Source organism: Citrobacter freundii complex sp. CFNIH9 (assembly GCF_002903305.1).
In the GTDB taxonomy this organism is placed as follows: Bacteria; Pseudomonadota; Gammaproteobacteria; order Enterobacterales; family Enterobacteriaceae; genus Citrobacter; species Citrobacter portucalensis.
On the sequence record NZ_CP026238.1, the window covers coordinates 4,731,161 to 4,745,752 of the forward strand.

At 53.3% G+C, this 14,592-nt stretch carries 14 protein-coding genes; 4 read left to right on the forward strand and 10 right to left on the reverse strand.

Going from position 1 to position 14,592, the window contains the following annotated elements:
• Window positions 1–299 precede the first annotated feature (299 nt).
• Entirely contained in the window at window positions 300–581 is a 282-nt protein-coding gene (locus C2U43_RS23885) for a YjcB family protein (protein WP_003826625.1), read from the forward strand.
• 66 nt (window positions 582–647) lie between these two features.
• Here the strand turns inward: C2U43_RS23885 and ssb1 are convergent, their stop codons facing one another.
• On the reverse strand, window positions 648–1,172 hold the full coding sequence (gene ssb1, locus C2U43_RS23890) for a single-stranded DNA-binding protein SSB1 (protein ID WP_003826621.1): 525 nt from the start codon (window positions 1,170–1,172) through the stop codon (window positions 648–650).
• 251 nt (window positions 1,173–1,423) lie between these two features.
• Here ssb1 and uvrA point away from each other — a divergent pair, with 251 nt between their 5' ends.
• Window positions 1,424–4,246, forward strand: a complete 2,823-nt coding sequence (gene uvrA / locus C2U43_RS23900) for an excinuclease ABC subunit UvrA (protein ID WP_103285885.1) — start codon at window positions 1,424–1,426, stop codon at window positions 4,244–4,246.
• Window positions 4,247–5,222: 976 nt separating this feature from the next.
• Here uvrA and C2U43_RS23915 read toward each other — a convergent pair.
• The 5 genes from C2U43_RS23915 to dnaB all read right to left on the reverse strand — a co-directional run bounded on the left by C2U43_RS23915 (window position 5,223) and on the right by dnaB (window position 10,437).
• The gene (locus tag C2U43_RS23915) at window positions 5,223–5,579 is read right to left on the reverse strand and encodes an MmcQ/YjbR family DNA-binding protein (protein ID WP_008786927.1); all 357 of its coding nucleotides are present in this window, start codon (window positions 5,577–5,579) and stop codon (window positions 5,223–5,225) included.
• A gap of 127 nt (window positions 5,580–5,706) precedes the next feature.
• Window positions 5,707–6,420: an acid phosphatase AphA gene (gene aphA / locus C2U43_RS23920; protein WP_003826615.1), complete on the reverse strand. Its 714-nt coding sequence runs from the start codon at window positions 6,418–6,420 to the stop codon at window positions 5,707–5,709.
• A gap of 183 nt (window positions 6,421–6,603) precedes the next feature.
• The gene (tyrB, locus tag C2U43_RS23925; protein WP_100271645.1) at window positions 6,604–7,797 is read right to left on the reverse strand and encodes an aromatic amino acid transaminase; all 1,194 of its coding nucleotides are present in this window, start codon (window positions 7,795–7,797) and stop codon (window positions 6,604–6,606) included.
• A 128-nt stretch (window positions 7,798–7,925) separates the two neighbouring features.
• On the reverse strand, window positions 7,926–9,005 hold the full coding sequence (gene alr, locus C2U43_RS23930) for an alanine racemase (protein ID WP_003826612.1): 1,080 nt from the start codon (window positions 9,003–9,005) through the stop codon (window positions 7,926–7,928).
• Window positions 9,006–9,021: 16 nt separating this feature from the next.
• Window positions 9,022–10,437 carry a replicative DNA helicase gene (gene dnaB, locus C2U43_RS23935; protein ID WP_003826610.1) on the reverse strand — a complete coding sequence of 472 codons (1,416 nt, stop codon included), beginning with the start codon at window positions 10,435–10,437 and terminating at the stop codon, window positions 9,022–9,024.
• Window positions 10,438–10,501: 64 nt separating this feature from the next.
• On the opposite strand from dnaB, the gene C2U43_RS23940 reads away from it, so the two are divergent.
• The gene (locus tag C2U43_RS23940; RefSeq protein WP_008786924.1) at window positions 10,502–11,485 is read left to right on the forward strand and encodes a quinone oxidoreductase; all 984 of its coding nucleotides are present in this window, start codon (window positions 10,502–10,504) and stop codon (window positions 11,483–11,485) included.
• Window positions 11,486–11,664: 179 nt separating this feature from the next.
• Here C2U43_RS23940 and pspG read toward each other — a convergent pair whose 3' ends face one another.
• From pspG to C2U43_RS23955, 3 genes are all read right to left on the reverse strand, one after another.
• Window positions 11,665–11,907, reverse strand: coding sequence for an envelope stress response protein PspG (gene pspG / locus C2U43_RS23945; protein ID WP_003031713.1), 243 nt, complete (start codon window positions 11,905–11,907; stop codon window positions 11,665–11,667).
• A gap of 133 nt (window positions 11,908–12,040) precedes the next feature.
• Window positions 12,041–13,039 carry a tRNA dihydrouridine(20/20a) synthase DusA gene (gene dusA, locus C2U43_RS23950; RefSeq protein WP_103285888.1) on the reverse strand — a complete coding sequence of 333 codons (999 nt, stop codon included), beginning with the start codon at window positions 13,037–13,039 and terminating at the stop codon, window positions 12,041–12,043.
• A 107-nt stretch (window positions 13,040–13,146) separates the two neighbouring features.
• The gene (locus C2U43_RS23955; RefSeq protein ID WP_003031710.1) at window positions 13,147–13,635 is read right to left on the reverse strand and encodes a cupin domain-containing protein; all 489 of its coding nucleotides are present in this window, start codon (window positions 13,633–13,635) and stop codon (window positions 13,147–13,149) included.
• A gap of 115 nt (window positions 13,636–13,750) precedes the next feature.
• On the opposite strand from C2U43_RS23955, the gene zur reads away from it, so the two are divergent.
• Window positions 13,751–14,269, forward strand: a complete 519-nt coding sequence (gene zur / locus C2U43_RS23960; RefSeq protein ID WP_003031709.1) for a zinc uptake transcriptional repressor Zur — start codon at window positions 13,751–13,753, stop codon at window positions 14,267–14,269.
• Window positions 14,270–14,317: 48 nt separating this feature from the next.
• Here zur and C2U43_RS23965 read toward each other — a convergent pair whose 3' ends face one another.
• On the reverse strand, window positions 14,318–14,527 hold the full coding sequence (locus tag C2U43_RS23965) for a CsbD family protein (protein ID WP_003031706.1): 210 nt from the start codon (window positions 14,525–14,527) through the stop codon (window positions 14,318–14,320).
• Window positions 14,528–14,592: the final 65 nt, after the last annotated feature.

Consider the following 14,592-nt stretch of genomic DNA (forward strand, 5'->3'; position numbering starts at 1 on the left):
TTTTTTTTAACGTTTAATTTAGGATAAATATAACAAGTAGACTAAATACATGTTTAAAACATGGTTATTTATTATCAACTCTTCATTAAACAAAACCACACATTTAGGGTGGTTATAAGCCTGCAAAAATAACGGCCAATACTGGTGAACAAACGACCAGATGTGATATAGTTCACAAAAATCATGTAACAGAAACAATGTTTCATTCATGTTATTGCCCGTCGAGAGCCAGAGTACTACACCCTCGGTGAACACCCCCGCGCTGTCATGGGCATCAAGACTTTCTGAGGACGTTTTTCATGGCGACAATAACAACTGGCGTGGTTCTTCTGCGGTGGCAACTACTCAGCGCGGTGCTGATGTTTTTAGCCAGTACGCTCAATATCCGTTTTCGTAAATCAGATTATATTGGCCTGGCCGTCATTAGCAGCGGTTTGGGGCTGGTTTTTGCCTGCTGGTTTGCGACTGGATTGCTCGGCATAACCCTGGTGGATATGTCCGCTATCTGGAAGAACATTGAAACCGTAATGGTTGACGTGATGAGCCACACACCGCCAGATTGGCCTATGGTGTTGAACTGATAACAAAATTGCATATGGCTACCCCAGTCTTGAGATAGCCATTATTTTCAGCGTAGCGCAGTGGGATTAGAACGGAATATCGTCGTCGAAATCCATCGGCGGCTCGTTAGACGGCGCTGCCGGAGCTGACTGTTGCGGACGAGACTGCGCGCCGCCGCTGAACTGGTTGCCACCCTGCGGCTGCTGAGGTTGACCCCAACCGCCCTGCTGCTGACCGCCACCTGCCGGAGCACCACCACCCTGACGACCACCCAGCATTTGCATGGTGCCGCCAACGTTAACCACAACTTCTGTGGTGTACTTTTCTACGCCGGACTGATCGGTCCATTTGCGGGTACGCAGCTGACCTTCGATATAGACCTGAGAACCTTTACGCAGATATTCGCTGGCCACTTCCGCCAGTTTGCCAAACAGCACAACACGGTGCCATTCAGTCTGCTCTTTCATTTCACCGGTCGCTTTATCACGCCAGGATTCGGAAGTAGCCAGCGTAATGTTGGCAACTGCGCCACCATTCGGCATATAGCGTACTTCCGGGTCCTGGCCCAGATTACCGACGAGAATCACCTTGTTTACGCCTCTGCTGGCCATGATCGTGTCTCCTGAAAAACGTTACTGAATAAGTGTAAGCGCGGGATTGTAGCATTTCCAATAGCGCTTTTACTACGTTGCGAAGTTGATTCCAGTAAACAACCCCAGCCAGACATTGTTGCACAGACGTCTGCGTTTTGCATTCCAATACTGTATATCCATTCAGGTCAGGTTGTGTCATAATTAACCGTTTGTGATCGCCGGTAGCACCATGCAGCCAGGCAAAAAAGCGTTTAATCCGGGAAAGATGAATGGATAAGATCGAAGTTCGGGGCGCCCGCACCCATAATCTCAAAAACATCAACCTCGTCATCCCGCGCGACAAGCTGATTGTCGTCACCGGGCTTTCGGGCTCAGGCAAATCTTCGCTCGCTTTCGACACCTTATATGCCGAAGGGCAGCGTCGTTACGTTGAATCCCTTTCCGCGTACGCGCGTCAATTTCTGTCGCTGATGGAAAAACCGGACGTCGACCACATTGAGGGGCTCTCTCCTGCCATCTCAATTGAACAAAAATCGACGTCCCATAACCCGCGATCCACGGTAGGTACAATTACCGAAATTCACGACTATCTGCGTCTGCTGTTTGCCCGCGTTGGCGAGCCGCGCTGTCCGGATCACGACGTTCCCCTGGCAGCGCAGACCGTAAGCCAGATGGTGGATAACGTCCTGTCGCAGCCGGAAGGTAAGCGGCTGATGCTGCTGGCGCCGGTGATCAAAGAGCGTAAAGGCGAGCACACCAAAACGCTGGAAAACCTGGCAGGCCAGGGCTATATCCGCGCCCGTATCGACGGAGAAGTCTGTGACCTTTCCGATCCGCCCAAGCTTGAGCTGCAAAAGAAACACACCATTGAAGTGGTGATTGACCGCTTTAAAGTCCGTGACGATCTCACCCAACGACTGGCGGAATCCTTTGAAACCGCGCTGGAACTGTCCGGCGGCACGGCGGTCGTTGCCGATATGGACGATCCGAAAGCGGAAGAGCTGCTGTTCTCCGCCAACTTCGCCTGCCCTATCTGCGGCTATAGCATGCGCGAACTGGAACCGCGGCTGTTCTCGTTTAACAACCCGGCGGGCGCGTGTCCAACCTGTGACGGTCTCGGCGTGCAGCAATATTTCGATCCTGATCGGGTGATCCAAAACCCGGAACTGTCGCTGGCCGGTGGTGCTATCCGCGGTTGGGATCGCCGTAACTTCTATTACTTCCAGATGCTTAAGTCTCTGGCGGAACACTATAAATTCGACGTTGAAGCCCCGTGGGCCAGCCTGAACCCTGCTGTGCATAAAGTGGTACTGTGCGGTTCCGGTAAAGAGAATATCGAATTTAAATACATGAACGATCGCGGTGATACGTCCGTACGTCGCCATCCGTTCGAAGGCGTATTGCACAATATGGAGCGCCGCTATAAAGAGACGGAATCCAGCGCTGTACGTGAAGAATTAGCCAAGTTCATCAGTAACCGTCCTTGCGCCAGCTGTGAAGGGACGCGTTTACGCCGGGAAGCCCGTCACGTATTTGTTGAAAATACGCCGCTGCCTGCGATTTCTGACATGAGCATCGGTCATGCAATGGATTTCTTCAACAATCTGAAGCTTGCGGGTCAGCGGGCGAAGATTGCCGAGAAAATTCTTAAAGAGATTGGCGATCGTCTGAAGTTCCTGGTCAACGTCGGCCTCAACTACCTGACGCTATCGCGTTCAGCAGAAACACTCTCCGGTGGTGAGGCCCAGCGTATTCGCCTGGCAAGCCAGATCGGCGCGGGTCTGGTCGGTGTAATGTACGTACTGGATGAGCCGTCTATTGGCCTGCACCAGCGCGATAACGAACGTCTGCTGGGTACGCTTATCCACCTGCGTAATCTGGGTAATACCGTTATTGTGGTCGAGCACGATGAAGACGCGATTCGCGCCGCTGACCACGTTATCGATATCGGCCCGGGCGCGGGTGTTCACGGCGGTCAGGTCGTCGCCGAAGGGACACTCGACGACATCATGGCAGTGCCTGAGTCGCTGACCGGCCAGTACATGAGCGGTAAACGCAAGATTGAAGTGCCTAAACAGCGCGTTGCGGCTGACCCAGAGAAAGTGCTGAAGCTCACCGGTGCACGCGGTAACAACCTGAAAGATGTCACCCTGACGCTGCCGGTAGGTTTATTTACCTGCATTACCGGTGTTTCCGGTTCGGGTAAATCGACGCTGATTAACGACACACTGTTCCCGATTGCACAGACGGCGCTAAACGGTGCGACGCTGGCTGAACCTGCGCCGTATCGCGACGTTCAAGGCCTGGAGCATTTCGACAAAGTGATCGACATTGACCAAAGCCCGATTGGCCGTACGCCGCGCTCTAACCCGGCAACCTACACCGGGGTGTTTACGCCAGTGCGCGAACTGTTTGCCGGTGTACCGGAGTCACGAGCACGCGGTTACACGCCGGGGCGTTTCAGCTTTAACGTCCGTGGCGGACGCTGTGAAGCCTGTCAGGGCGACGGCGTGATCAAAGTCGAAATGCACTTCCTGCCGGATATCTACGTGCCGTGCGATCAGTGCAAAGGCAAGCGCTATAACCGCGAAACGTTAGAAATTAAGTACAAAGGCAAGACTATCCACGAAGTGCTGGATATGACGATTGAAGAAGCACGTGAGTTCTTCGATGCCGTTCCGGCGCTGGCACGTAAGCTGCAAACGCTGATGGACGTTGGCCTGACGTACATTCGACTGGGCCAGTCCGCTACCACGCTCTCGGGCGGTGAAGCACAGCGCGTGAAGCTGGCGCGCGAACTGTCCAAACGCGGTACCGGGCAAACGCTGTATATTCTCGATGAGCCGACCACCGGTCTGCATTTTGCGGATATTCAGCAACTGTTGGACGTGCTGCATCAACTCCGGGATCAGGGCAACACCATCGTAGTGATTGAGCACAATCTGGACGTGATTAAGACCGCAGACTGGATTGTCGATCTCGGTCCGGAAGGCGGCAGCGGCGGCGGCGAAATCCTTGTCTCCGGCACACCAGAAACGGTCGCTGAGTGTGAAGCCTCACACACGGCCCGCTTCCTCAAACCGCTGTTGTAATTACGCAACACTTGTCTGGCCTACAGAATATGCATAAAGCTTGTCGGCCGGATAAGGCGCTTACGCCGCATCCGGCAACCGTTGTGCCTGATGGCGCTACGCTTATCAGGCCTACGAAACTACAGATCAGGTATAAAGCTTGTCGGCCGGATAAGGCGCTTGCGCCGCATCCGGCAACCGTTGTGCCTGATGGCACTGCGCTTATCAGCACCTACGAAACTACAGAATACGCATAAAGCCTGTAGGCCGGATAAGGCGCTTGCGCCGCATCCGGCAACCGTTGTGCCTGATGGCGCTACGCTTATCAGGCCTACGAAACTACAGATCAGGTATAAAGCCTGTAGGCCGGATAAGGTGCTTGCGCCGCATCCGGCAACCGTTATGCCTGATGGCGCTGCGCTTATCAGGCCTACGAAACTACAGACCAGTTTAAAGCCTGTAGGCCGGATAAGGCGCTTACACCGCATCCGGCTACGGTTGTGCCTGATGGCGCTGCGCTTATCAGGCCTACGAAACTACAGACCAGGTATAAAGCCTGTAGGCCGGATAAGGTGCTTGCGCCGCATCCGACAACAGTTGTGCCTGATGGCACTGCACTTATCAGCAACTACGAAACTACAGAATACGCATAAAGCCTGTAGGCCGGATAAGGCGCTTGCGCCGCATCCGGCAACCGTTGTGCCTGATGGCGCTGCGCTTATCAGCGCCTACGAAACTACAGACCAGGCATAAAGCCTGTAGGGCGGATAAGGCGCTTGCGCCGCATCCGGCAACCGTTGTGCCTGATGGCACTGCGCTTATCAGGCCTACGAAACTACAGACCAGTTTAAAGCCTGTAGGCCGGATAAGGCGCTTGCGCCGCATCCGGCTACGGTTGTGCCTGATGGCGCTACGCTTATCAGGCCTACGAAACTACAGAACATGCATAAAGCCTGTAGGCCGGATAAGGTGCTTGCGCCGCATCCGGCGAACCGGATCAGGGCTGCGTCAGTATCCGGCGTTTATCTTCCGGCAACGTGTTCACAGCCTGCTGATAAGAGGCGTCGACCAGATAATAAATCTGTGAATCCGGCAGCGAGCCGTCCAGATACACCGTACTCCAGTGCGCCTTATTGAGATGCCTGCTTGGCCGAACATCGCTATGCTGCTGGCGCAACAGTTCTGCCAGTTCAGGGCTGGTTTTCAGAGACACCGCCGGGCGTTCTTCCACCTCTTTTACCATGGCAAAAAGCACATCTTCGACTTTGATTTGCGTGGCCTTCCAGTCACTGTGAACGCTCTGTTCTGCGCCCGTTTTTGCCATGCAGTATTGCAGCAACTCCGAATTCGTCATCTTTATTCCCCTTACCAGCATATTGCCTCATGAGAACATCTTTTATTCAGTGTGCAGCAAGTCCGCAAAAGGTAAAAGCCAGCAATGTAAATTTGTTTAAAAAAACAGCAATCCGCAGCCAGCGTCCTCAATATTCCGAGTTGACGATCACCTCTTCACCAAACGCACCGGCCTGTGGCAGCGGCTTATAAGTGGAGTTAGAGGCGCGCAAAATGCGAATACCGCGAATACCCACGTCGCGAGCGGCGGTAATGTCATTATCGGAGTCACCGTAGAACATGCGGATATTTTTATCCTGCAGCCACTGCGTTTTGGTGTTCTGACCCGGCTTGTCGCCGGCAAAAATGACCGGATTCATATTTCCAGCTGGGATGTGAAAGTTATCAGACAACGTTTTCGACACCGTTTCAGTCTTCGTCTGGCTACGCCCGGTCACGAAAAAGATGCTGTCACCGCGACGCACGTGCATATCAATCAGTTGGCGCGCGACTTCTTTTGGAATACTAAACTCGTCCCAGCCATTGTTCATTTTTTCCCAGAAGGCCGGATTCTTCAGGTAATCCTCACTGTCCGGAGAATACGTTTTTTTACCGCGCCAGAAGCCTGGGCTGGAAAAGAGGACTGTGTCATCGATATCAAACCCGACGGCCATCGGCGGACGTCCGGTCAGGCTGTTTTCAATTTGTGCCACGGAGACCCAGTGAATGGGAGCCTGCTCAGCGAGCTTTGCAACGTTAGTGCCTGGATTGAGCTGAGAGGGAGAAGAAACGAGTGCCTGGGCTGGCTGATTTAGCGTGAACAATAAACAAACGGCACTCAGTGCCAACGTAAACTTGCGCATATTTTTCCCTAAGTAGTCAGTTAGTTATCATTTTTTTATTAACAACTGGTCAAAAAACTATCTGACCTTACCCCTTAGGGGGAGGGAAAGGAAGGATTTTCTCTGGTTTTGTCCTGGAAAAGGAGCACGATCACATTGGAAAAAGGCCTGATGGCGCGACGCTTATCAGGCCTGCAAAGTCGGTTACATGACGGCGGCAAATGCCTTCGCCACGCGCTGCACGTTACCGTGATTCAACCCGGCCACGCACATGCGACCGCTGGCGATCAGGTATACACCGAACTCATCGCGCAGACGATCAACCTGGGCTGCGCTAAGCCCGGTATAGCTGAACATCCCGCGCTGTTGCAGCAGATAGTCAAAGTTACGGCCTGGGATCTCCGTATTCAATACGTTAACCAACTCCTGGCGCATCGCCAGAATGCGGGTACGCATCTCTTCAACTTCCGCCAGCCAACTGGCTTTCAGCGCGTCATCACCCAGTACCGCGGCAACTACCTGCGCACCAAAGTTTGGCGGGCTGGAGTAGTTCCGACGCACCGTCGCTTTTAGCTGCCCCAACACGCGGCTGGCGGCTTCAGCGTCTTCACATACCACTGACAGTCCACCGACACGCTCGCCGTATAAGGAGAAAATCTTCGAGAATGAGTTACTGACCAGAGCAGGCAATCCGGCGCTGGCAATGGCGCGAATCGCATAGGCATCGTCTTCCATTCCACCACCAAAGCCCTGGTAAGCAATGTCCAGGAACGGAATCAGCTCGCGTGCTTTCAGGATCTCAATAACGCTATCCCACTGCGCAGGCGTTAAATCCGCCCCTGTCGGGTTATGGCAGCACGGATGTAGCAGCACGATGCTGCGCGCCGGTAGGGTATTCAGCGTTGCCAGCAGGTCGTTGAAACGCACACCGTTGGTCGTGTCGTCATACCATGGGTAAGTGCTTACTTCGAATCCGGCACCTTCAAAAATCGCGATATGGTTTTCCCAGGTCGGATCGCTGACCCACACGCCAGAATCAGGGAAATAACGTTTCAGGAAGTCTGCGCCAACCTTTAACGCACCAGAGCCGCCCAGCGTCTGAATGGTTGCGACGCGCTGCTGCTGGAGAACCGGATGTTCTGCGCCAAATAGCAGCGGCGCAATAGTATGACGATACGTGTTCAGACCTTCCATCGGCAGATACAGCGAAGCGCCATGCGGTTTGGCATTGAGGCGGGCTTCCGCTTCCGCCACAGCTTTAAGCTGAGGAATAATGCCGTCTTCGTTGTAATACAGGCCGATGCTGAGATTCACTTTGTCGCTACGTGAATCTTCTTTGAAGCGCTCCATGAGCGATAAGATCGGGTCGCCGGCGTAGGCGTCAACTTTTTGAAACACGTGTGGTTCTCCGGGTTTACAGGCAGGGGTTACGAACACAATAAACCGGAAGTGGGAGAAGATCGAGAGGATGTTGAGAGGAATATTGCCGGAAGGCGGCGTAACCACCTGTCCGGCACATCATGCTGCTAATCGATATACTTCATCGCTACCCTTGAGGTCAGGCGCGTAATAAGTTCGTAAGCACTTACTTTCGTCATTTCAGCAATGCGTTCAACGGGCAAGCCCTCGCCCCACAGAATCACCGAATCACCGGCTTTATCCTGCGCTTCGGGGCCTAAATCGACGCAAATCATATCCATCGCGACGCGACCGACGATCGGCACTTCACGGCCATTGACCAGTACCGGCGTCCCCGAAGGCGCTGCGCGCGGGTAACCATCGCCATAGCCCATCGCTACCACGCCAAGACGCGTGTCACGCTCACTCAGCCAGGTTCCCCCATAACCAACCGGCTCGCCCGCTTTGTGCTCACGCACCGCAATCAGGCTTGAGGTCAGCGACATTACCGGCTGGCAGCCAAAATCAGCACCGATGGAGTGATTTTCCAGTGGCGATACGCCATACAGAATCAGCCCCGGACGCGCCCAGTCGAAGTGAGACTGCGGCCACAGCAAAATACCACCCGACGCGGCAATCGAACGCTGCCCCGGTTTGCCTTCACAAAAACTGTTGAAGATATCGAGCTGTTTTTCGGTCGCGCCACACTCAGGCTCGTCCGCACGAGCAAAGTGGCTGACGATATTGACCGGCTGACGCACGTTTTCACACTGTGTTAAGCGCTGATAAAACGCCTCGGCCTGCTCAGGGCGTACGCCCAGGCGATGCATACCGGTATCGAGCTTCATCCAGACGGTAACGGGTTCAGCCAGTTTAGCGGCTTCCAGGGCTTCGAGCTGCTCCTGGTTGTGGACGGCAGTATGCAGGCGCTGCGCGGAAATAGTCGGCAGATCGGAGGCATCAAAAAATCCCTCCAGCAGCAGGATGGGCTGCGTGATCCCTCCCGCTCGCAAGCGCAGGGCTTCTTCAAGACGAGCGACACCAAAAGCGTCCGCATCGGGGAGCGTTCGCGCGGTCTCTAACAGACCATGGCCGTAGGCGTTCGCTTTCACGACCGCAACCAGTTTGCTGGCTGGAGCCAGTTCACGCAGACGTTGCAGGTTGTGTCGCAGAGCGCGGCGGTTAATAACTACAGTTGCCGCTTGCATTTGTATTCCTTAGAAATTACTCATCGTCATATTGAGGACCGGCATAGTTGTCGAATCGCGACCACTGACCGTTAAACGTCAGGCGCACCGTACCGATCGGGCCGTTACGTTGCTTACCAATAATGATTTCCGCGATCCCTTTCAGGTCGCTGTTTTCGTGATAAACCTCATCACGATAGATAAACATGATTAAGTCGGCATCCTGCTCGATGGAGCCAGACTCACGCAGATCCGAGTTGACCGGACGCTTGTCGGCACGTTGTTCCAGAGAGCGGTTAAGCTGCGACAGCGCCACCACCGGTACATGCAGTTCTTTCGCTAACGCTTTCAGCGAGCGGGAGATTTCTGCAATTTCCAGCGTACGGTTGTCGGAGAGCGACGGTACGCGCATCAGTTGCAGGTAGTCGATCATGATAAGTCCGATACCGCCATGTTCACGGGCGATACGACGGGCACGCGAGCGCACTTCCGTAGGCGTCAGGCCGGAGGAGTCATCAATATAGATGTTTCGTTTCTCCAGCAAAATACCCATTGTTCCGGAAATTCGCGCCCAGTCTTCATCATCCAGTTGACCGGTACGAATTTTGGTTTGGTCTACGCGTGAGAGCGAGGCCAGGGAACGCATCATGATCTGTTCTGAGGGCATTTCAAGACTAAAGATAAGAACCGGCTTATCCTGCAACATTGCCGCATTTTCGACGAGGTTCATTGCAAATGTCGTTTTACCCATCGACGGACGCGCGGCGACGATAATTAAGTCTGACGGCTGCAAACCAGCCGTCTTTTTATTGAGGTCGTCATAACCGGTGTTCACCCCGGTGACGCCGTCGTGCGGTTGCTGGAACAGCTGCTCGATACGCGCGACGGTGGCGTCGAGCACGTCAGTAATATTTTTCGGGCCTTCGTCTTTATTAGCGCGGCTTTCCGCGATTTTAAAGACACGGGATTCTGCAAGGTCCAACAGATCTTCACTGGAGCGTCCTTGCGGATCAAAACCGGCTTCCGCGATTTCGTTTGCAACTGAAATCATGTCACGAACAACGGCGCGTTCGCGGACGATATCCGCATAAGCGCTAATGTTCGCCGCACTTGGCGTGTTTTTAGACAACTCAGCCAGGTAAGCAAAACCGCCGACGCTGTCCAGTTGTCCCTGAACTTCCAGCGACTCAGCCAGCGTGATCAGATCGATGGGTTTTCCCATCTCCTGCAGGCGATGCATTTCCGTGAAGATATGCCGGTGCGGACGGGTATAAAAATCTTCCGCCACCACACGCTCGGCGACATCGTCCCAGCGTTCGTTATCCAGCATTAAACCGCCCAACACCGACTGTTCCGCTTCAATCGAGTGCGGCGGTACTTTCAGCCCGGCGACCTGGGGATCGCGCTCACGAGCATCAGTCTGTTGTTTGTTGAAGGGTTTATTTCCTGCCATAGTGAATGGAGTTACCGAGATAATGATTGGGTCGAAAGATTACCACATTTCTTTTGGAGGAAGCATGGCAACACGTATTGAATTTCACAAGCATGGTGGCCCTGATGTACTCAAGGCGGTGGAGTTTACGCCCGTAGACCCGGCGGAAAACGAAATCCAGGTCGAGAACAAAGCGATTGGGATCAACTATATCGACACCTACATCCGCAGTGGTCTTTATCCACCGCCTTCCCTGCCCAGCGGGCTGGGTACCGAAGCCGCCGGCGTAGTCAGCAAAGTTGGCAGCAAAGTGACACACATTAAAGCTGGCGATCGCGTGGTGTACGCCCAGTCTGCGCTTGGCGCCTACAGCTCAGTGCATAACGTTCCGGCCGATAAAGCCGCCATCCTGCCTAACGCTATCTCGTTTGAACAAGCTGCCGCCTCGTTTCTTAAAGGGCTAACCGTTTTTTATCTGTTACGTAAAACCTATGAAATTCAACCTGATGAGCCGTTTTTGTTCCATGCGGCTGCGGGCGGCGTCGGCATGATTGCCTGCCAGTGGGCAAAAGCATTGGGTGCGAAGCTGATTGGTACCGTCGGCAGTGCGCAAAAAGCGCAAATTGCACTGCAGGCTGGTGCATGGCAGGTCATTAACTATCGTGAAGAGAGCATTGTTGAGCGAGTGAAAGAGGTAACTGGCGGTAAAAAAGTGCGGGTGGTGTATGACTCGGTGGGGAAAGATACATGGGAAGCCTCGCTGGATTGTTTGCAGCGCCGGGGACTAATGGTCAGCTTTGGTAATGCTTCAGGGCCGGTTACTGGCGTGAACTTAGGCATTCTGAACCAGAAAGGTTCGCTCTACGTGACCCGTCCTTCTCTACAGGGTTACATCACCAATCACCGCGAATTAACCGAAGCCAGCAATGAGCTTTTCTCGCTGATTGCCAGCGGAGTGATCAAAGTGGATGTCGCGCCTGGTCAAACGTTCGCACTGCACGATGCACAGCGTGCTCATGAAGTACTGGAAAGCCGTGCCACGCAGGGATCGAGTTTGCTAATTCCTTAAGATGACGGGGAAAGAAAGAATTAGGGCTTCCCGCAGGAAGCCCTTTCTTTTTTTAGTTCGGCTGTATGTAGGGTACAGCTCGATGAATTCGTTAACCTGGCAATAGTGACAGATTTGATAATCAATTCCTATTTGGTTCTAAAGGCAATGTTGCAGGTTGTGACGTACCGCTCAATACCTTAGTAAAACCGGCGGTTATTGCGCTGATACTGTGGGACTTTTGGCGCTTTTATCGCCTTGATCACCCACACCACGGCAACAGCCAGTAGCAGCCAGGGCAACAGTTTAATCATCAAGGCAAACAGTCCGCCCAGAAACATCACGGCGGTGGCTACGACCAATGCGGCCAGAACGCCCAGCAAAGATACGCCGGTGACCATCAGCATGATAAAAAATCCAATCACAAAAAGTAGTTCCAGCATGGCTCTCTCCCGAAATGAAATTCTCTCCATTGCTTTACAAGAAACATGCCAAAAATAATGCGTTGATTTATAAAGAAAACGCCCCGCGACAAAGCGCAGGGCGTGGTGAAATTAACTAACTTTTGGTGAAAACTTAACGCTTGTCTGCCACCAGCTTCAGCGCATGCTCCAGAACGTTAATATCTGCCCCGGCTTTATGTGCATTCTCGCTCAGATAGCGACGCCACTGGCGCGCACCGGGAATACCCTGAAACAGCCCCAACATATGGCGTGTCACATGTCCCAAATAGGTTCCCTTACTCAGTTCACGCTCAATATACGGGTACATGGCACGCACCACGGCGACTGGATCGGTATCTTCGGTGGTAGCTGCAAAAATCTCGCGGTCAACGGACGCCAGAATGCCTGGGTTTTGATACGCCTCACGCCCCACCATCACGCCATCCATATGTTGCAGATGAATTTTCGCTTCTTCCAACGATTTAATGCCGCCGTTGATCGACATCGTCAGATGCGGAAAATCACGCTTCAACTGATAAACACGGTCATAATCCAGCGGTGGAATTTCGCGGTTTTCTTTCGGGCTTAACCCGGACAGCCAGGCCTTGCGGGCGTGAATGATAAACATCTCACATTCGCCTTTGCCAGATACCGTGTTGATGAAATCGCAGAGGAATTCGTAGCTGTCCTGGTCATCAATGCCGATACGAGTTTTCACCGTTACCGGAATCGACACCACGTCGCGCATTGCTTTGATGCAATCGGCGACCAGTTGCGCATTCCCCATCAGGCAGGCGCCAAACATGCCATTCTGTACGCGGTCGGAAGGACAACCCACGTTGAGGTTAATTTCGCCGTAGCCCCGCTGTTCAGCGAGCTTTGCGCACTGCGCCAGCGCCGCAGGATCGCTCCCGCCCAGTTGCAATGCGACCGGATGTTCTTCTTCGCTATACGCCAGATAATCGCCTTTACCATGAATGATTGCCCCAGTGGTTACCATCTCCGTATAGAGCAGCGTCTGGCTGGACAGTAAGCGCAAAAAGTAGCGGCAGTGTCTGTCCGTCCAGTCGAGCATCGGCGCGATAGAAAAACGATGAGCGGGAAAAGCGGTAGACTGAGATTCAGGCAGCATGGCGAATATTCAAGCATCCGGTTAAAAAAGGGGCGCTACTATAGCATAGACCGTTACGATAGTGAGCCACATCCTCGCGGCTCACTCCCCCTGACCCTAAACAAAAGCTATTTACGCCCCGGTTTTCCGTCGTGAGATCCAAAAAACTGCGGCGGATGGTCGACCCAGCGATCCTCACGTGTAGCGGCATAGACCGGGTTAAGCGGATAATAAATGCGGTTGTATTTTTTGTTCGCCTCACCCACGACTAACAGGCGCACCTCTTCACTGGTGTTATTGATAAAGGTATGGCACACGCCTGTACCTGCCGGGAAACCGACACTGTCGCCCGGTTCCAGCTTCCATAAATACCCGTTAATCCAGGCCTCAGGATAACCTTCCAGCACGTAGATAAATTCTTCTTCATCGCTTTCAGCGTGCGGGTACGAGGTACGCCGACCCGGCGGCAGGCGTTCATGATGAATGCCGAGTCGTCCTAACCCCAACTTGCGGGCAAGCGGCGCGCCAATAGCAAATAGCTCATCGCTGTCAGGATAAGTGGAGTCATCAGCCCCCTCAACCTCACGCCAGTGGCGAATACAATCGGGTCTTTTCATGGTTATTTTCCAGTATTGCGATGCGTCAGGTATAGCACACCACGGTGGATCTCGGCGTTTTAAGCAGAACATGTTAAAGTAAGGGATTAACCTTCCACGCAAATCGAGGCGCCAAATGGACAAAACCACTACGCAAGAGTTATTGGCTCAAGCTGAAAAACTCTGCGCGCAACGCAACGTGCGGCTTACGCCACAACGCCTCGAAGTACTGCGCCTGATGAGCCTGCAGGAAGGTGCGATCAGCGCCTATGACCTGCTCGACCTGCTGCGGGAAACCGAGCCGCAGGCTAAACCACCTACCGTATATCGTGCGCTCGATTTTCTGCTGGAACAAGGTTTCGTGCACAAGGTGGAATCCACCAACAGCTATGTGCTTTGTCATCTGTTCGATCAGCCAACCCACAGTTCCGCAATGTTCATTTGCGACCGCTGTGGCGTGGTAAAAGAAGAGTGTGCGGAAGGCGTGGAAGACATCATGCATACACTGGCAGCAAAAATGGGCTTTGCACTGCGGCATAACGTTATTGAAGCCCACGGGCTGTGTCCGGCCTGTGTGGAAGTTGAATCATGCCGCCATCCTGGCGAGTGCCAGCATGACCATACGATTCAGGTGAAGAAGAAAGTTGGGCGATAGGTAAGCGGGAGAGCGTACATCCTTGTACTCTCAGGAGGGAAGGGTTAATTACCAGCGGTAATCATTACGTTTTTCCCAATCGTTAACTTCTTTCTCCGCCTGATCTTTCGCGTAACCGTAACGCTCCTGGACTTTACCGACCAGTTGGTCACGTTTACCTTCAATGACCGTCATATCATCATCGGTCAGTTTGCCCCATTGCTCTTTCACTTTACCTTTAAACTGCTTCCAGTTGCCGCCGACTTCGTCTTTATTCATCATCAAGTCCTCATCGTTAGGTTGTGAATAGCGAGAGTGCCATGTCCAGACACATGCTGTTTTTG

What these genes read in the sequence shown, in the direction of transcription:
- C2U43_RS23885 (WP_003826625.1), top strand. Translation starts at nt 300, where the DNA reads ATGGCGACAATAACAACTGGCGTGGTTCTTCTGCGGTGGCAACTACTC.
- ssb1 (WP_003826621.1), bottom strand. Translation starts at nt 1,172, where the DNA reads ATGGCCAGCAGAGGCGTAAACAAGGTGATTCTCGTCGGTAATCTGGGC.
- uvrA (WP_103285885.1), top strand. Translation starts at nt 1,424, where the DNA reads ATGGATAAGATCGAAGTTCGGGGCGCCCGCACCCATAATCTCAAAAAC.
- C2U43_RS23915 (WP_008786927.1), bottom strand. Translation starts at nt 5,579, where the DNA reads ATGACGAATTCGGAGTTGCTGCAATACTGCATGGCAAAAACGGGCGCA.
- aphA (WP_003826615.1), bottom strand. Translation starts at nt 6,420, where the DNA reads ATGCGCAAGTTTACGTTGGCACTGAGTGCCGTTTGTTTATTGTTCACG.
- alr (WP_003826612.1), bottom strand. Translation starts at nt 9,005, where the DNA reads ATGCAAGCGGCAACTGTAGTTATTAACCGCCGCGCTCTGCGACACAAC.
- dnaB (WP_003826610.1), bottom strand. Translation starts at nt 10,437, where the DNA reads ATGGCAGGAAATAAACCCTTCAACAAACAACAGACTGATGCTCGTGAG.
- C2U43_RS23940 (WP_008786924.1), top strand. Translation starts at nt 10,502, where the DNA reads ATGGCAACACGTATTGAATTTCACAAGCATGGTGGCCCTGATGTACTC.
- pspG (WP_003031713.1), bottom strand. Translation starts at nt 11,907, where the DNA reads ATGCTGGAACTACTTTTTGTGATTGGATTTTTTATCATGCTGATGGTC.
- dusA (WP_103285888.1), bottom strand. Translation starts at nt 13,039, where the DNA reads ATGCTGCCTGAATCTCAGTCTACCGCTTTTCCCGCTCATCGTTTTTCT.
- C2U43_RS23955 (WP_003031710.1), bottom strand. Translation starts at nt 13,635, where the DNA reads ATGAAAAGACCCGATTGTATTCGCCACTGGCGTGAGGTTGAGGGGGCT.
- zur (WP_003031709.1), top strand. Translation starts at nt 13,751, where the DNA reads ATGGACAAAACCACTACGCAAGAGTTATTGGCTCAAGCTGAAAAACTC.
- C2U43_RS23965 (WP_003031706.1), bottom strand. Translation starts at nt 14,527, where the DNA reads ATGAATAAAGACGAAGTCGGCGGCAACTGGAAGCAGTTTAAAGGTAAA.